We start from the raw sequence: 16,970 nt of genomic DNA on the forward strand, positions 1-16,970 counted from the left end.
CGAGGAACCCGTGACCGACGAGACCACCACCACGCGGTACACCGAAGCGACACTCGACGCACTGCGCACCCAAGGCGACCCGCTCGCCGACAAGACCGTGGCCACCATGTTCGAACGCGGAGAGGTGAGGGACTTCAACACCCTCATGCGCTTCTTCACCACCGCCGGACACGCGCTGCCGCAGGGAATGCCCCCGGCGGCGACGGACTTCCTGAAAGCCACCGGAATGCCCCCGGCATGGGTGGACTGGGACATCATGGAGCGGGCCCGGCTGTTCTTCATGGACAACGCCGCGCACATCAACACCGGGCTCTCCTTCGCCGCCATGCCGGCCACGTACGCCATCCCGCGCGTGTCCAAGCTGCTGGCGTCGACGCACTCCATGGACTATCCGTCGCGCCGGATGGCGAACACCGGCCAGTTCGTCACGTACCTGATGCAGACGAATGCCTTCGAGGAGGGCAGCAAGTTCATCCCGGCCGCCCAGAAGGTCCGCCTGCTGCACGCCGCGGTGCGCCACCACCTGACCCGGTCCGGGCGCTGGGACGTCGAGCGCGACGGCACGCCGCTGTGCCAGGAGGACATGATCGGCGGGCAGATCTGCTTCTCGATCCTCGTCCTGGACGCGATGCACCGCCTCGGCATCCACATGAGCGACGAGGGCGCGGAGGCGTACTACTACGCCTGGCGCGTCGTCGGCTGCATCCTGGGCTGCGACATGGAGGCCGCGCCGAAGAACCTCACCGAGGCCCGCGCGTACGCCGACCTCTACCTCCTGCGCAACCTGGGGCCGTCGGAGGAGGGCGTACGGCTGAACAACCAACTGGTGCGGATGTACGAAGACGTCGTCCCCGGCACGATCTTCGACCCGATCGTGCCCGCCACGATCCGTTTCCTCGTGGGCGACACCATCGCCGACTGGCTGCAGATCCCCCGCAGCCCGTGGGACACGGCGGCCAAGGCCGTGCCCCTGATCCTCGGCGTGCTGGAGACCATCGAGGACAGCAGCCCGCTGGGGGAGTGGGCGCTGGACAAGGCGGGCGACCTGATGACCACCTTCGAGCTCGCCTCGCTCACCCGCGGCCGGGTGATGCAGTACGCCATCCCTGAGGAGCTCAAGTCCGACTATGGGGTGCGGTCGCAGCAGGCGCGCAACCAGCGCTGGGTGCCGCCCGCCCCGACGGCGGTGGGCGCGGACTGAGCGCCGGAGCCCGGCACCGGGCGCCTCACCCGTCGAGGGGAACGGGCGCCTCCCGGACGGAGGAACCCCGGCGGCCCGCCACCCGGCCGCCGGGGTTCCTCCGTCCGGCGTAGCGGATCACCTGCCGGAGGGCTATCCGACCGTGGCCCGGGGGCCGGGGCGCGGTCGGGGTAATGCATGCGGCATGGGTGAGCTGATGACCACGACCGGGTACCGCGTACTGCACGATCTGCTGGAGAACTCACACAACGTCGCACCGACCGACATCCCGGACCTCGTCAAGCGGCTCGCCGCGGAGATCGGCTTCCGGGACGTCACCATCTACGTGGCCGACCTGGAGCAGAGCGAACTGGTCTCCCTGCCGCGCGGCGCGGGCGGGGCCGCGATCACCCGTCCGATCGAGAACAGCCAGGCCGGGCTCTGCTACCGCACCACCTCCCTGCGCACCGCCGAGGCGGACACCGGCGGGCTCGTGCTGTGGCTGCCGCTGCTCGACGGCATCGAGCGGATCGGCGTCATCGAACTGCACACCGAGGCGCTCAGCGCCCCCGCGCTGGCCTTCGCCCGCTCGATGACCTCGCTCGTCACCATGATCGTGCTGTCGAAGTACATGCACAGCGACACCATCACGAGCCTCCAGCGGCGGCGGCCGATGGAACTGTCGGCGGAGATGCTGTGGGCCTTCCTGCCCCCGCGCAGCATGCGCACCGACCGCGCCACCGTCACGGCTGTGCTCGAACCCGCGTACGACGTGGGGGGCGACGCCTTCGACCACTCGATGATCCAGGGAACCCTGCACGCGAGCATCCTCGACGCGATGGGGCACGACCTCGCCTCAGGGCTGGTCGCCTCGGTGGCGCTGGCCGGCTGCCGCAACGCGCGCCGTTCCGGCCACGGGCTCGCCGACCTCGTCGACACGGTGGACACCCACCTCGCGGAGACGTTCCCGGGCCGCTTCTGCACCGCCGTCTTCTGCCACCTCGACACCATCGGCGGGCTGCTCTCCTGGGTGAACTGCGGGCACCCCGCGCCCCTGCTGCTGCGCGGCAAGCGGCTCCTGGACGGCTCCCTGGACCGCGAGCCCGAACTGCCGCTCGGCCTGGGCGCGGCGAATCCGCTGGTGCCCCGGACCGTCCACCGCTGCCAGCTGGAACCCGGCGACCGGGTCCTGCTCTACACGGACGGCGTCGTCGAGGCCCGCACCGGGAACGGCGACCAGTTCGGCCTCGACAACTTCGTCGACTTCATCCTCCGGGCCACGGCGGCCCGCGAACCGGTCTACGAGGCGCTGCGCCGGCTGATGAAGAACATCCTGGGGGACGTGGAGTCCCGGCTCCGCGACGACGCCACGATCGTCGCCGTCGAATGGCACCCGGACGGCCCGGAGCCGGTCCCCGAGACGGTCATCTGACGCGCCGCTCAGCGCGGGCAGGCCGTGTCCTTCCGCGGCAGGGTGCCGTCCAGGAGGTAGGCGTCGACCGCCCGCTTCGCGCAGGTGCTGTGCGGGGAGAGATACACGCCGTGGGTGCGGACGGGGACGGTCACCAGGCGGGAGCCGCGCAGCGCGCGGTGCATGCCCAGGCCCTGCTCGTAGGTGGTGCGGGTGTCGCCGGTGGCCTGGAGCTGGAGGGCGGGGAGAGCGTTGGAGATCCGCGTGAGCGGTTCGCGGGGCTTCTCCTTCCAGAAGGCGCAGGGGACCGGGCCGCTGTGCACCGGGCCGAAGACCGGCTGGGTGGGCCGGGCCCGCTCGATGGCCTTCCGGTACCAGGCCGGGTCGCGGGGCATCGTGACGTCCCCGCAGAGGATGCCGAGCGTGCCGGCCAGGTCCGCGTCCGCGCCGGTGGTCTGCGGCCGGAACACGACGGTCAGCAGCCCGCGCAGGTGCTCCGACGCCTCCACCGGCCTGCCGTCCGCCGCGTCCAGGAGCTGCCGCAGCGCGCGGGCGTACTCCGCGTTGTCCGCCTCGTCCGTTCCGAAGGCGTAGAGCACGAGCGGCAGCAGATGGCCGTCCAGCCGGAAGCCCGCGATCGGGATCGGCTCGGCCTCCGCGCGGCGGATCAGCCCTTCGACGGTGGCCCGGACGGCCGCGGGGGTGGTGCCCAGGCCGTACTCGCGGTCGCGCGGGGCGGCCCAGGCGGCGAGGTCGTCGAGCGCCCGCTCGTTGGCCGGGCCCATGTCCCGCAGCATGCGTATGCCGTACCCGCCGGGGTCGACCGCGCTGTCCAGGACCAGCCGGTCGACGCGCTCGGGGAACATCTGCGCGTAGGTGGCGCCCAGGAAGGTCCCGTACGACTGCCCGAACCAGGAGGTCTTCCGCTCTCCGAGCGCGCCGCGCACCACGTCGACGTCCCGGGCGATGTTGCGGGTCGTCAGGTGCGGGAGGACGTCGGGGTACTTCTTCCAGCAGGCGTCGGCGTCGTTCTTCGCCAGCCGCCAGCTCTTGTCGAAGCCGGCCCGGTCCGAGCCCGCCGACCGCATCCAGCTCATCCGCGTCAGCCCGCAGTCCAGCGGGGCGCTCGCGCCGACGCCGCGGGTGTCCATGCCGATGATGTCGTACGCCGCCGCGACCTCGGGCGCCATCGCCGCCCGGAGTTCGGCGGGCATGCCCAGGCCGCGACCTCCGGGGCCACCGGGGTTGGTCTGGAGGATGCCGCGCCGTTTCGCCGGGTCGGTGGCCTTGATGCGGGAGATGGCGATGTCCAGGGTGCGGCCCCGGGGCCTGCTGTAGTCCAGCGGGACCTTGACGGTCGTGCACTCGGCGTTCTTGAGGGCCGGGGCCTGGCCTTCGCAGGCCGTCCACGTCAGCCGCTGGTGACGGAACCGGTCCAGGCCGTCGGCGGCGGGTGCCGAGGCGTTGGCCGACTGTGCGGGGGCCGGCGATGCGTGGGCTGCCGTGCCCGGTGCCAGAACGGCCGTGGTCAGGGGCAGGGTGAGGGCGGCGAGGGCCGCGGTGCGTCTCATACCCGCCACGCTATGAAGATCGTGATCTTGGCTCCATGGGGTGAGGCCCCGATGCGGACGGGGGACAGCACCAGGGCCGAGGAAGGGGCATCCCCCGAGGCGCGGTGGCGGGTGACCGTACCGGCCTCAGCCCAGTGCCGAGGCCAGCAGGACCACCCCGAGGGAGCCGACGAGCGAGGCCATCGCGAGGGAGCGGGCGAGTACGGCCCGGCCCCGGGCGTGCGCCACGCCGTGCAGCGCGGCTGCGGCCATCACCGCGCAGAACAGGAGGAGCTTGACGGCGAGGGTGCGGCCGTAGCCGGGTTCCAGGAGGGAGGCCCAGGTCACACCGTGGTGCCAGGCCAGGCCCACGCCGGTGGCGAGCTGGAGGGGCAGGAAGACCGCCGCCGTGAGCAGCCCGAAACGGCGGCCGGCGCGCTCGACGAAGGCGGTGCGGGCGTCGGCGGCGAGCACGCGCCGCGCCAGGGGGAGGACGACCAGGGACAGGGCCAGTTGCCCGCCGACCCAGAGAGCCGCGCCGATGATGTGCGTGAACCGTATGAGGGTCCAGCCGTCGATGGTGTTCATCGGGTGGCCTTCCTCGTGCGGTGGGCATCGGGTGCGGTGGGTGGGAGGAGTGGGACCACTGGTGCTCCTTGGGACGTGGTTGTCGCCCTGGGGGTGGGGGGTGGTTCTTGCTCTGGTGGTGGGGGTGGTTGTCGCTCTGGTGGTGGGGATCGGATCGGTTGTCGCCTGGTGGCGAGAGCCGGAGGGACGGCGTCGGGGACGTCGGGGCGCGCGGCGGCGGGCCGGGTGGTCGCGTCGCCGGTGCTTCGCCCGGCCCGGATGGTCCCATGCCGGGGTCGGCCGGACGTCGGCGGGCCCGGCCTTCCGTCCGGTGGGTGGCGCGGTGCCGGTGGGCGGCGCGGTGCCGGGTTTGTTCGCCCCGGCCCCGCACCGCGTCGCGCCCGCCCCCGGCCCGCACCGCGTGGGGCAGACGGTCCCACACCGCGCCCCACCCGCCCCGGACCACGACAACGGGAACTCGTCCGCCGCGATACCTCAGCCCCCGCCCCCCGCCCGCCCCAGCAGCTCCGCCAGCTCCCGCTGATGGGGAAAGGACCCGGGCCGGTAGCCGCACCACGGCTCCTCGGCGTACGGGTCGCCCGTGACGGCGTGGGCGCGGGAGCGGAGCCCGACGGCGCCCGCCCCGTGCACGGCGCGGAGGTTCTCGGCGGTCAGGGTGGGGGCGCCGGAGGGCGAGACGGCGACGCGGACGCCGGTCCGGGTGCCGTAAGCGATCAGTTCCAGCAGGTCGGGGCGCTGGAAGGGGTCCCCGCCGGTGATCACGAAGAGGGGCGCCGGGTGGCCGAAGGCGGCGATCTGGTCGATCAGGTCCTTCGCGGCCCGGGTGTCCAGCTCGCGCGGGTCGCGGTCGGGGACGGCGACGGCCCGGCAGTGGAGGCAGGCGAGCGGGCAGGCGCGGGTGGACTCCCAGATGACGAGGAAGGGCTTGGCCGTCACGTCCTGGTGCTGCCGGCGCACGGGGCGGCTGCCGCTCACCGCGGTGCGGGGGAGCCCCGGGCGGCTGCCGCTCACCGCGCCAGGGGGAAGCGGCGGGCAGCGTGCCGGGCGGGCACCGCGCCGTCGGCCGCCGGGCGCCGGGACGGTGGCGCGCACGGGGTGGGGAGGCCGTCCACCGGGTGGGAGTGGTCGTACATGAGAGCCATACCTCCGGTTCGTTCCCCGACAGGATGCGGGGGCGGCGGGGTGCGGCGCCTGGGCTGGCCGGTCCTCGGCCGGAGGCCCGTTGGTCCCTCCTCGTGGCTCGGACGCGGGCCGGATGGCGGGCCACCACGGGACGCTTGGACCCGGGTGCCGCACCGCGTGGCGTCCTACGTTTTCAGCCATGGAGAAAGACGAAGCCGCGGGCGCCCCGGGCGGCCGTGGAGAAGAAGGCCGCCCGCTGCCCGGGAGGCGGCTGCTCACCCGCCGCGAGGTGTCGGCGGACGGACGGGCGGTGTTCGGCACGGGGGACGAGCGGTGGGAGGGCTTCTACCGCGACCGGTGGTCCCACGACAAGGTCGTGCGGTCCACCCACGGGGTCAACTGCACCGGTTCGTGCTCGTGGATGGTCTACGTCAAGGACGGCATCATCACCTGGGAGCACCAGGCCACCGACTACCCGTCGATCGGTGCGGACTGCCCCGAGTACGAGCCCCGCGGCTGCCCGCGCGGCGCGTCGTTCTCCTGGTACACCTACTCGCCCAGCCGGGTCCGCTACCCGTACGTGCGGGGGAAGCTGCTGACGATGTGGCGGGAGGCCCGCCGCAGGCTCGGCGACCCGGTAGCGGCGTGGGCGGAGATCACCGGCGACCCGGCCAAGGCCCGCGCCTACAAGAAGGCCCGGGGCAAGGGCGGGCTGGTGCGCGCCGACTGGGACGAGGTGGCCGAACTGGTCGCCGCCGCCCACGTGCACACCGTCAAGACCTACGGCCCGGACCGGGTGGCCGGGTTCTCGCCGATCCCGGCGATGTCGATGGCGTCCTTCGCGGCGGGCGCGCGGTTCCTGTCGCTGATCGGCGGCACGCTGCTGTCCTTCTACGACTGGTACGCGGACCTGCCGGTGGCCTCGCCGCAGGTCTTCGGCGACCAGACGGACGTGCCGGAGGCCGCCGACTGGTGGAACGCCGGCTACCTGATCATGTGGGGCTCCAACATCCCCGTCACGCGGACGCCGGACGCCCACTTCCTGACCGAGACCCGCTACAACGGCACCAAGGTCGTCGCCGTCAGCCCCGACTACGCCGACAACGTCAAGCACGCCGACGAGTGGCTGGCCCCGCACCCCGGCACGGACGGCGCGCTGGCCATGGCCATGGGGCACGTCATCCTGCGCGAGTTCCTGGTGGACCGCACGACGCCCTACTTCGAGGACTACCTGCGCCGGTTCACCGACGCCCCGTTCCTGGTCACCCTGCGCGAGCGGGGCGACGGCGCGGTGCCGGACCGCTTCCTGACCGCCGCCGACCTCGGTGACACGAGTGAGAACGCCCGCTTCAAGACCGTCCTGCTGAACCGCGCCGACGGCGAACCGGTCGTCCCCAACGGCTCCCTCGGCTTCCGCTGGGGCGAGGAGGGCGAGGGCAGGTGGAACCTCGAACTGGGGGATGTCGAGCCCGAGTTGAGCCTGCTGGAAGGTGCCGAGAAAACCGTCACCGTCTCCCTGCCGCGCTTCGACGAGGGCGCCGGCGAGGGCGGGTCCGTCATGGTGCGCGGCGTCCCGGTCCGCCGCGTCGGCGGGCGGTGGGTCACCACCGTCTTCGACCTGATGCTGGCCCAGTACGGGGTGCGCCGCCCCGGACTGCCCGGCACGTGGCCGGAATCGTACGAGGACGCGTCCCAGCCCTGCACGCCCGCCTGGCAGGAGACGATCACCTCCGTCCCGGCCGCACAGGCGGCGCGCATCGCCCGGGAGTTCGCGCGCAACGCGGAGCGCACCCGGGGCCGCTCCATGATCGCCATGGGGGCGGGCACCAACCACTGGTTCCACTCCGACACCATCTACCGGGCCTTCCTGGCCCTCACCACCATGACGGGCTGCCAGGGCGTCAACGGCGGCGGCTGGGCCCACTACGTCGGGCAGGAGAAGGTCCGGCCCGTCACCGGCCTCCAGCACCTGGCGTTCGCGTTCGACTGGCAGCGGCCCACCCGCCACATGGCCGGCACCTCCTTCTGGTACCTCGCCACCGACCAGTGGCGCTACGACGCCATCGGCCCGGAGGAACTGGCCTCCCCCCTGGGCGAGGGACGGTTCAAGGGCCGCTCCACCGCCGACTGCCTGGCCCAGGCGATCCGGATGGGCTGGACCCCCGGCCACCCCGGCTTCAACCGCAACCCCCTGGACCTGGCGGACGAGGCCGCCGCCCGAGGACGGGACGTCGCCGAGCACATCGTGGACGGCCTGACCTCCGGCGACCTGCGGTTCGCGGCCGAGGACCCCGACGACCCGGCCAACTTCCCCCGCGTCCTGACCGTCTGGCGCGCCAACCTGCTGGGCTCGTCCGGCAAGGGCAACGAGTACTTCCTGCGCCACCTGCTGGGCGCCGACGCGGCGGTCCGGGGCGAGGAGACCCCGCCCGAGGGACGGCCCGAGGAGGTCGTCTGGCGGGAGGAGGCCCCCGAGGGCAAGCTCGACCTCCTGGTCGCCATGGACTTCCGCATGACCTCCACCGGCCTGTTCGCGGACGTGGTGCTGCCGGCCGCCACCTGGTACGAGAAGGACGACCTGTCCAGCACGGACATGCACCCCTTCGTCCACGCCTTCACCCCGGCCATCGCGCCGCCCTGGCAGGCCCGGACCGACTACGACACCTTCCTGACCCTCGCCGACCGCTTCAGCGAACTCGCCCGCGACCACCTCGGCACCCGGACCGACGTGCTGGCCGTGCCGCTCCAGCACGACACGCCCGACGAACTGGCCCAGCCCGGCGGCGTCGTCCTGGACTGGAAGGCGGGCGAGTGCGCGCCGGTCCCCGGCCGCACCATGCCCAGACTCGTCACCGTCGAGCGCGACTACCCGGCCGTGGCCGACAAGATGCGGGCCGTCGGCCCCCTGCTCGACACGCTCGGCACCACCACCAAGGGCGTCACCGTCCACCCCGACCGCGAACTGGAGCAACTGCGGCACACCAACGGCACCGTGCGGAGCGGCGCGGCGCGCGGGCGGCCCTCGCTGGCCACGGCCTCCGACATGTGCGAGGCGATCCTCGCCCTGTCCGGCACCACCAACGGCCGCCTGGCCACCGAGGGTTTCCAGGCCCTGGAGCGGCGCACCGGAACGGAGCTGGCCCACCTGTCCGCCGAGCGCGAGGCCGAGCGGATCACCTTCGCCGACACCCGCGTCCAGCCCCGCCCGGTGATCACGTCCTACGAGTGGTCCGGCAGCGAGACCGGCGGGCGCCGGTACTCCCCGTTCGTCATCAACGTCGAGCACCGCAAGCCCTGGCACACCCTCACCGGCCGCCAGCACTTCTTCGTCGACCACGACTGGATGGCCGAACTCGGGGAGCAGCTCCCCGTCTTCCGTCCGCCCCTGCACACCGTCCGCCACTACGGCGACGAGCACCTGGGCGAGGACGGCCGCGCCGAGGTGACGGTCCGCTACCTCACCCCGCACTCGAAGTGGTCCATCCACTCCGCCTACCAGGACAACGCCTACATGCTGGCCCTGTCCCGGGGCGGCCCGGTCATCTGGATGAGCACCGCCGACGCCGAGCGGATCGGCGTCAAGGACAACGAGTGGATCGAGGCCTACAACCGCAACGGCGTCGTCGTCGCCCGCGCCGTGGTCAGCCACCGGATGCCCGAGGGCACCGTGTACATGTACCACGCGAAAGACCGCACGGTGAACGTGCCGAAGGCCGAGGTGGGCGGCAGGCGGGGCGGCGTCCACAACTCCCTGACCCGGATCCTGCTCAAGCCCACGCACCTGCTGGGCGGCTACGCCCAGTTCACCTACGCCTTCAACTACTACGGCCCCACCGGGAACCAGCGCGACGAGGTCACCGTCATCCGCCGCCGCGGCCAGGAAGTGGAGTACTGACATGCCCCGTGGCGCAACGCCCATCGGCCGGGTGATGGCCCAAGTGGCGATGGTGATGAACCTCGACAAGTGCATCGGCTGTCACACCTGCTCCGTCACCTGCAAGCAGACCTGGACCAACCGCACCGGCGTCGAATACGCCTGGTTCAACAACGTGGAGACCAAACCCGGCGTCGGCTACCCCCGCCGCTACGAGGACCAGGACCAGTGGAAGGGCGGCTGGACGCTGGACCGGCACGGCCGCCTGGTACTGCGCTCCGGCGGCCGGCTGAGGCGCCTGACCTCCCTGTTCTCCAACCCCGACCTGCCCTCCATCGAGGACTACTACGAGCCGGTCACCTTCGACTACGACCACCTCACCAGCGCCCCGGCCGGTCCGGACGTGCCCGTGGCGCGCCCCCGCTCCGTCCTCACCGGACGGCCCACCGAGATCACCTGGGGCGCCAACTGGGAGGACGGCCTCGGCGGCGCCGCGGAGACCGCCGCCGGCGACCCCAACCTCGGGGGAGAGCTGGCGGAGAAGGTGAAGTTCGCCTTCGAGCAGACCTTCATGTTCCACCTGCCCCGGCTGTGCGAGCACTGCCTCAACCCCGCCTGCGTCTCCGCCTGCCCCTCCGGCGCGATGTACAAGCGCGCCGAGGACGGCATCGTCCTGGTGGACCAGGACCGCTGCCGGGGCTGGCGGATGTGCGTCACCGCCTGCCCGTACAAGAAGGTCTACGTCAACCACGCCACCGGCAAGGCCGAGAAGTGCACCTTCTGCTTCCCGCGCATCGAGGCCGGGCAGCCCACCGTCTGCTCCGAGACCTGCGTCGGACGGCTGCGCTACCTCGGCGTGGTCCTCTACGACGCCGACCGCGTCGGCGAGGCCGCAGCCGTACCGGACGAGAAGGACCTGCTGGACGCGCAGCGGAACGTCTTCCTCGACCCCGCCGACCCCGAAGTCCGCGCCGCCGCCCGGCGCTCGGGCGTCCCCGAGGACTGGATCGACGCCGCCCGCCGCTCTCCCGTACGCGCCCTGATCAGCGAATACAAGGTGGCCCTGCCGCTGCACCCGGAGTACCGCACGCTGCCCATGGTCTGGTACGTGCCGCCGCTCTCGCCCGTGCTGGACGCCGTCGGAACGGCGGGCGGCGACGCCGACGACCCCGACCACGTCTTCGCCGCCGTCACCCGGCTGCGGATCCCGCTGGACTACCTGGCCAACCTGTTCGCCGCCGGGGACGCCGGCGTGGTGGCCGGGGTGCTGATGAAACTGACCGCGCTGCGCAGCCACATGCGCCGACGGCTCCTGGGCGAGGAAACCGACGAGGCCGCTCTGCGGGCTGTTGGGCTCACCGCCGCCCAAGCCGAGGACCTGCACCGGCTGCTGGCCGTCGCCAAGTACGCCGACCGCTACGTGGTGCCCGCCGCCCACAAGGAGGACGCCAGCGCGCTCGGCGCCCTGGAGGACCGCTGCCCCGTCGGGACCGCCGGTGGCGGCACCCCGGCCGAACCGGGCCGCACGGTGCTGCTCGGCCTGCCCACCCGGCGCCGCGCCACCGCGGGTGCCGCCGACGACTCCACCGGAGCGACCCCGTGAGCCCCCAGCGCACCCATCTGCGGCCCGCCGCCGGACGGCCCACATCCGGACGGTCCGCCCCCGGACGGCCTGTCTCCGGACGGTCCGCCGCCGGACGGCCCGCCCCCGGAAGGCCTGCCCGCCTCACCGATGAGGAACGCGCCGAGCGGACGCGGCTGCTGTGGCTGCTGTCCCTGCTGTTCCAGTACCCGGACGACGAACTGACCGGCGCCCGCCCCGCCGTCGCCGCGGCCGTCGAGGCGCTGCCGCCGGGCAGCGCGGCGGAAGAACTGGCCGCGTTCGCCGACTGGTTCACCCGCGAACCGGCCGACGCCCTGCAAAGCCACTACGTGGAGGTCTTCGACCTGCGGCGCAGGAGCAGCCTCTACCTCACCTACTACCTGCACGGCGACACCCGCCGCCGCGGCATGGCCCTGCTCACCCTCGCCCGCACCTACCAGGCCGTGGGCTGGCACGCCGACATCGGGGAACTCCCCGACCACCTCCCCGTCGTCCTCGAATTCGCCGCGCTGGCCGGGCCCGGCAAGGGGGAGGCCCCACTGCGCCGGCACCGGCGCGGACTGGAGCTCATCCACCACGCCCTGACGGAGGCGGGCTCTCCCTACCGCCACCTGACGGCGGCGCTCCTGACGCTGCTGCCGCCCGCGAGCGAGGCCGAGCGGGAGGCGATGACGCGGCTGGCGGCGGAGGGGCCGCCTTCCGAGGAGGTGGGGCTGGACCCGTATGGGGGCGAGGCTTTTTCGCCGCCGGGCACCTTCGTGCCGCCGGGAACCTTCGTGCCGCCGGTGGCAGAGCCGCCGACGCTTTTGCGGTCGGTGCCCGGCTTTTCGCCGCCCGTCGCGTCCGCGCCTGCGCCGTCCGCCTTTTCGCCGCCCGCGCCGTCCACCCCCTCGCCGTCAGCGCCCGCCCCCGACGAACCGGAGAGCCCGCGATGAACCCGTCCACCGGTCCCTTCACCGCTGCAGACGGAACCGACCTGCTGCTCTGGGTCGCCGTGCCCTACATCTGCCTGGCCGTGTTCGCCGTCGGGCACGTCTGGCGCTACCGCCGGGACCAGTTCGGCTGGACCAGCCGCACCAGCCAGTTGCTGGAACACCGCTGGCTGCGCTGGGGCGGACCGCTGTTCCACCTGGGGGCCTTCGCCGTGATCGGCGGTCACGTCGTGGGCCTGGCGATCCCCGCGTCCTGGACCCGGGCCGTCGGCGTCAGTGAGCACGTCTACCACCTGGCGGCGGTGTCCCTGGGCTCGGTTGCCGGGGCCGCGATGGTCGTGGGACTGGCCATGCTCAGCGCCCGGCGCCTGCTCGCCCCGCGCATCCGACCCACCACCAGCCACAGCGACAAACTCCTCTTTCCGCTGCTGGCCGCCACCGTCCTGCTCGGCATCGCCGCCACCGTCGTCCACAACATCGCCGGCGGCTACGACTACCGGTCCACCGTCTCCGTCTGGTTCCGCGGACTGTTCTCCCTGCAACCGCGGCCCGAGGCCATCGCCGGCGCGCCCCTGTTGTTCCAGTTGCACGCCCTGACCGCCTGCCTGCTCTTCGCGGCCTGGCCGTTCACCCGCCTCGTCCACGTGTGGAGCGCGCCCATCGGATACCTGCGACGGCCGTACCTGGTCTATCGCCGCCGAGAGGTCGCGACCGGGCGCGTCCAGAGCCGTCCGGTGAAGCCGTGACGGAGCGAGAAGAGGAAGCCGTCCCCGCGGGGTGAGGCCGCCCCGTCCCCGTTCCGCCCCCCATTTCCCCGTCCCCCGTACTTAGGAGCGTCATGCTGTCTGCCGAATCGGCCTCGGTGATCCGGGCCACCCTGCCCGCGGTCGGCGGAGCCCTCGACGAGATCACCACCCGTTTCTACGCCACGATGTTCGACGAGCACCCCGAACTGCTGGACGGCATGTTCAACCGCGGCAACCAGGCCAGCGGCGCTCAACGCCGCGCCCTGGCTGGGTCCATCGCCGCCTTCGCGGGCGCCCTGCTCGCCGATCCCGCCACCCGCCCGGACGTGCTGCTCTCCCGCATCGCGCACAAGCACGTGGCCGTCGGCGTCACCGACGACCAGTACACGATCGTCCACAAGTACCTGTTCGCCGCCATCGCGGAGGTGCTCGGCGAGGCGGTCACGCCCGACGTGGCAGCCGCCTGGGACGAGGTGTACTGGCTCATGGCCGGGGCCCTCATCGCCCAGGAAGCCCGCCTCTACCTGGAGGCGCAGGTGCGTCCGGGGCACCCCTGGCGGCAGTGGACCGTGGTGGAACGGCGGGAGGAGACCGCCGACACCGTCTCGTTCCTGCTGCGCCCGGCCGACGACGCGCCGGCGCCGCCCGCCCGCGCCGGGCAGTACGTCAGCGTGCGGGTGAAGATGCCCGACGGAGTCCACCAACTGCGCCAGTACAGCCTGTCCTCGGCCCCCGGCGACCGGACCCGCCGGATCACCGTCAAGCGCGTCCACGGCGACGGCACGCCCGACGGCGAGGTGTCGAACCTGCTGCACCGCACCCTGCGGGCGGGCGACGAACTCACCGTCTCGGCCCCCTTCGGCGACGTGGTGCTGGACGAGACCGACGCGCCACTGGTGCTCGTCTCCGCGGGCATCGGCTGCACTCCGATGGTGGGCATGCTGGAGCACCTCGCGGTCACCGCGTCCACCCGCCCGGTCACGGTCCTGCACGCCGACCGCTCACCCGCCGACCACGCGCTCCGGGCGGACACCGAGCGGCTGATCGACGCGCTGCCCCAGGCTCGCGCCACGTTCTGGTACGAGCGGTCCGCGGAGCAGGCCCCCGGCGCCCGGGAAGGGCTGATGAACCTCGACGGGCTGGAACTGCCCGCCGACGCGCGCGTGTACCTGTGCGGCTCGCTGCCCTTCATGCGGGACGCCAGGGCGCAGTTGCTGCGGGCCGGGGTCGCCGCGCGCGACATCCGGTACGAGGTGTTCGGGCCGGATCTGTGGTTGGCCGACGCCGATGCCTGACCGGGCGCCGGAGCCGGTATCGGAGCTGGTGCCGGTGTCGGTGTCGGAGCCGGTACCGGAGCTGGTGCCGGGGATGATTCGGCTGCCGCGTCCTCGTCCCTCCGGCTGCTCCGCCGACCCGCGGTGCGCGTGCCCGCACTGCCGACCCGTGGTGCGTGTCCCGGCTCTGTCCGTCGCACCCGCTGATCGCGGCACTGTGTGGTGATCAGCCGCGCCGTCCTGCCCCCCCGCCCGCGCCCGGTCCGGTCTCTTCCGGCCCGGGCGCGGGCGGTTCGGCCCTGCTGGTTCAGGCGTTGCGGGGGACAGGGACGACCGGCGCGGTGCGGCGGGGACGACCGGAAGGCCGAGGACGGGACGACCGGCAGGCGAGGCCGGGACGACCGGCGCAGGGGCGCGGTCGGTCGGCCGGATCCAAGGACCGAAAGGCCCCATCCCTCCTGGTATGGGCTTCGGAAGGGTGGGGTGCGGCAACCGCCGTAGGCGGTTCGGGTACAGCGCGTCCGGCACGTCGCCCCGACGCGGCCCGTGAGAAAGACCGAGAGGCACATGATGCGCACGCTTGAGGACACCGCCGGGAACGCACCAGTAGAAGCCGGGGACCGTGTCCCCTCTCCGCCCCCCGGCCGGCCCTTGCTGATGCTGGTGCTGGCCACTTTGGGGTTCGCCGTCAACTTCTGGGCGTGGGCGCTGCTCAGTCCGCTCGGCCCGCGCTTCAAGGAGAGCCTGGCGCTCAGCCCGTTCGAACAGTCCCTGCTGGTGGCGGTGCCGGTGGTGGTCGGTTCCCTGGGCCGGATCCCGGTGGGGGCGCTGACCGACCGCTTCGGCGGCCGGGTGATGTTCCCGCTGGTGTCGGCCGTCACCATCGTCCCCGTCCTGTATCTGGGGCTGGCGGGGCACTCGTCCCTGACCGCCCTTCTGATCGGCGGGTTCTTCCTCGGCGTCGGCGGCACCGCGTTCGCCGTCGGCGTGCCGTTCGTCAGTGCCTGGTTCCCGCCGGAGCGCCGGGGGCTGGCGATCGGTGTCTTCGGCGCGGGCATGGGCGGCACCGCGATCAGCGCGCTCACCACGGTCAAGCTGGTCGACGCGCACGGCATGGCCAACCCCTTCCTGATCACCGCTGGAGCGCTGGCCGCCTACGCCGTCCTGGCGGCCCTCCTGCTGCGCGACGCCCCCGGCCGCACCATTCCTGCCGAATCGCTCGCCCGCCGTCTGGCCGACACCGCGCGCCTGCCGATCACCTGGCAGGCGTCGGCCCTGTATGCCGTGGCGTTTGGCGGTTATGTTGCGTTCTCCGTCTACCTGCCGACCTATCTGAAGACCGGGTACGGGCTGACGCAGGCCGATGCAGCCAACCGCATGGCAGGATTCGTTCTCTTGGCCGTGGCCATGCGCCCGGTCGGCGGCTGGCTGTCGGACCGGATCGGCGCGGTCCGCGTCATGGCGGGCACGCTGGCGATCGTGGTCGCGGGCGCGGCCGTCCAGGCGACCACCCCGCCCCTGGCGCCGGCCGGCACCATCGCCTTCCTCGCCATGGCCGCCGCCCTCGGCGCCGGAAGCGGCGCCACCTTCGCACTGGTGGCCCTCCTGGCCCCGGCGAACAAGGTGGGCTCGGTCACCGGCGTCGTGGGCGCCGCGGGCGGGCTGGGCGGCTTCGTCCCGCCGCTGGCCATGGGTGCCATCCACGGCGCCTACGGGACGTACGCGCTGGGGCTCGTCCTGCTGGTCCTGGTCGCCACGGTGGCGCTCGCCTTCACCGTCACCCGGGTGCGGCGGGCCGCGGCGGGCCGTGGCTCCGGCGTGACCGGCGGCGGGACGATGGCCAGGGCGTGAGCGTCGCCGACATCGCCGCGCGGTTCCGTGCCGGGGTGTACGGAACCGCGCGGCGAGCGGCGCGGCGCGGCCGACATCCCAACCGGGCCGTCGGAAACCCTGCCGGGCCCCCGCAAACCCTGCCGGTCCCTCGCAAACCCGCTGGGAAAAGCGATTGCCGCCCCACCAGGCGCGTTGGCACGATTGCCGGCATGCTTGCTGCCGATGCGCCGGACTGCCTGATCGTGACGGGGATGCCGGGGGCCGGGAAGTCGACGGTGACCCGGCTCGTCGCGGAGCGCCTGCCGCGCTCGGCCCGGCTCGACGGCGACTTCGTCAGCAGGCTGGTCGTCAGCGGTCGCGTCGGGGCCCTCGGCGAGCCGGCCGACGAGGCGGCACGGCAGGTTCGGCTGTGCAATCGCAACCTGTGCACATTGGCGAACAACTTCTCCGACGCCGGTTTCACGCCGGTGATCGACTGGGTGGTACCCGATCGCGCGCAGCTGGACTTCTTCCTTTCGCTCCTGACGCCGCGTCAGGTGCTGTTCGTCGTCCTCGCGCCGGGCATCGAGGCGTGCCGGTACCGCAACACCCTCCGTGATCCACGGGAGCGGTTCGACTTCGACGGTTACGAAGCCCTCGACGCCGCCATGAAGCGTGAGCTCGGTGATGTCGGCTGGTGGTTCGACACCGCGTCCCTCACGCCCGAGGAGACCGCCGATCGCCTCGTCCGGGAAGCGCGCCGTCGCGCCCTGGTGAACTGACGACGAGCCCGAACACGCGCCACTCGGGCCGTGACTGCGGGGCATGGCCCCAACGCGTCCAGCCCCGCGTTCCTGGGCGAATTGGCGGAAATGGGC

13 protein-coding genes are annotated in these 16,970 nt (G+C 72.9%); 9 read left to right on the forward strand and 4 right to left on the reverse strand.

Annotated elements, in window-relative coordinates:
* Positions 1–10 precede the first annotated feature (10 nt).
* On the forward strand, positions 11–1,201 hold the full coding sequence (locus ABZX96_RS22625; protein WP_355547172.1) for an oxygenase MpaB family protein: 1,191 nt from the start codon (positions 11–13) through the stop codon (positions 1,199–1,201).
* Between the two features lie 184 nt (positions 1,202–1,385).
* Positions 1,386–2,612, forward strand: coding sequence for a PP2C family protein-serine/threonine phosphatase (locus tag ABZX96_RS22630; RefSeq protein WP_355547174.1), 1,227 nt, complete (start codon positions 1,386–1,388; stop codon positions 2,610–2,612).
* 8 nt (positions 2,613–2,620) lie between these two features.
* Here the strand turns inward: ABZX96_RS22630 and ABZX96_RS22635 are convergent, their stop codons facing one another.
* The 4 genes from ABZX96_RS22635 to ABZX96_RS22650 all read right to left on the reverse strand — a co-directional run bounded on the left by ABZX96_RS22635 (position 2,621) and on the right by ABZX96_RS22650 (position 5,862).
* Positions 2,621–4,162: an alpha/beta hydrolase gene (locus ABZX96_RS22635; RefSeq protein WP_355547176.1), complete on the reverse strand. Its 1,542-nt coding sequence runs from the start codon at positions 4,160–4,162 to the stop codon at positions 2,621–2,623.
* Positions 4,163–4,288: 126 nt separating this feature from the next.
* Positions 4,289–4,729 carry a hypothetical protein gene (locus ABZX96_RS22640; RefSeq protein ID WP_355547178.1) on the reverse strand — a complete coding sequence of 147 codons (441 nt, stop codon included), beginning with the start codon at positions 4,727–4,729 and terminating at the stop codon, positions 4,289–4,291.
* A 474-nt stretch (positions 4,730–5,203) separates the two neighbouring features.
* On the reverse strand, positions 5,204–5,740 hold the full coding sequence (locus ABZX96_RS22645; protein ID WP_355547180.1) for a radical SAM protein: 537 nt from the start codon (positions 5,738–5,740) through the stop codon (positions 5,204–5,206).
* The gene (locus tag ABZX96_RS22650) at positions 5,737–5,862 is read right to left on the reverse strand and encodes a hypothetical protein (RefSeq protein ID WP_355547182.1); all 126 of its coding nucleotides are present in this window, start codon (positions 5,860–5,862) and stop codon (positions 5,737–5,739) included. The genes ABZX96_RS22645 and ABZX96_RS22650 overlap by 4 nt, the downstream gene beginning before the upstream one ends.
* Positions 5,863–6,050: 188 nt before the next feature.
* Between ABZX96_RS22650 and ABZX96_RS22655 the strand changes: the two genes are divergently transcribed.
* The 7 genes from ABZX96_RS22655 to ABZX96_RS22685 all read left to right on the forward strand — a co-directional run bounded on the left by ABZX96_RS22655 (position 6,051) and on the right by ABZX96_RS22685 (position 16,874).
* A complete protein-coding gene (locus tag ABZX96_RS22655; RefSeq protein WP_355547184.1) occupies positions 6,051–9,746 on the forward strand; it encodes a nitrate reductase subunit alpha in 3,696 nt (1,231 codons plus the stop codon).
* A gap of 1 nt (position 9,747) precedes the next feature.
* Complete coding sequence (gene narH, locus ABZX96_RS22660) at positions 9,748–11,328, forward strand: nitrate reductase subunit beta (protein ID WP_355547186.1); 1,581 nt, start codon at positions 9,748–9,750, stop codon at positions 11,326–11,328.
* Positions 11,325–12,263, forward strand: a complete 939-nt coding sequence (narJ, locus tag ABZX96_RS22665) for a nitrate reductase molybdenum cofactor assembly chaperone (RefSeq protein ID WP_355547188.1) — start codon at positions 11,325–11,327, stop codon at positions 12,261–12,263. Before narH ends, narJ begins: the two co-directional genes overlap by 4 nt.
* The gene (gene narI, locus ABZX96_RS22670) at positions 12,260–13,006 is read left to right on the forward strand and encodes a respiratory nitrate reductase subunit gamma (RefSeq protein WP_355547190.1); all 747 of its coding nucleotides are present in this window, start codon (positions 12,260–12,262) and stop codon (positions 13,004–13,006) included. The genes narJ and narI overlap by 4 nt, the downstream gene beginning before the upstream one ends.
* Positions 13,007–13,098: 92 nt before the next feature.
* A complete protein-coding gene (locus ABZX96_RS22675) occupies positions 13,099–14,301 on the forward strand; it encodes a globin domain-containing protein (RefSeq protein ID WP_355547193.1) in 1,203 nt (400 codons plus the stop codon).
* A gap of 636 nt (positions 14,302–14,937) precedes the next feature.
* Positions 14,938–16,131, forward strand: coding sequence for an MFS transporter (locus ABZX96_RS22680; protein ID WP_355547243.1), 1,194 nt, complete (start codon positions 14,938–14,940; stop codon positions 16,129–16,131).
* A complete protein-coding gene (locus tag ABZX96_RS22685) occupies positions 16,128–16,874 on the forward strand; it encodes a phosphotransferase (protein WP_355547195.1) in 747 nt (248 codons plus the stop codon). Before ABZX96_RS22680 ends, ABZX96_RS22685 begins: the two co-directional genes overlap by 4 nt.
* Positions 16,875–16,970 lie beyond the last annotated feature (96 nt).

This window comes from Streptomyces sp. NPDC003077, assembly GCF_040611095.1.
Taxonomy (GTDB): domain Bacteria; phylum Actinomycetota; class Actinomycetes; order Streptomycetales; family Streptomycetaceae; genus Streptomyces.

Excerpts from the sequence above, each read along its gene's own strand:
- ABZX96_RS22630 (WP_355547174.1), top strand. The coding sequence starts at position 1,386 with ATGGGTGAGCTGATGACCACGACCGGGTACCGCGTACTGCACGATCTG.
- ABZX96_RS22635 (WP_355547176.1), bottom strand. The coding sequence starts at position 4,162 with ATGAGACGCACCGCGGCCCTCGCCGCCCTCACCCTGCCCCTGACCACG.
- ABZX96_RS22640 (WP_355547178.1), bottom strand. The coding sequence starts at position 4,729 with ATGAACACCATCGACGGCTGGACCCTCATACGGTTCACGCACATCATC.
- ABZX96_RS22650 (WP_355547182.1), bottom strand. The coding sequence starts at position 5,862 with ATGTACGACCACTCCCACCCGGTGGACGGCCTCCCCACCCCGTGCGCG.
- ABZX96_RS22655 (WP_355547184.1), top strand. The coding sequence starts at position 6,051 with ATGGAGAAAGACGAAGCCGCGGGCGCCCCGGGCGGCCGTGGAGAAGAA.
- narH (WP_355547186.1), top strand. The coding sequence starts at position 9,748 with ATGCCCCGTGGCGCAACGCCCATCGGCCGGGTGATGGCCCAAGTGGCG.
- narI (WP_355547190.1), top strand. The coding sequence starts at position 12,260 with ATGAACCCGTCCACCGGTCCCTTCACCGCTGCAGACGGAACCGACCTG.
- ABZX96_RS22675 (WP_355547193.1), top strand. The coding sequence starts at position 13,099 with ATGCTGTCTGCCGAATCGGCCTCGGTGATCCGGGCCACCCTGCCCGCG.
- ABZX96_RS22680 (WP_355547243.1), top strand. The coding sequence starts at position 14,938 with ATGCTGGTGCTGGCCACTTTGGGGTTCGCCGTCAACTTCTGGGCGTGG.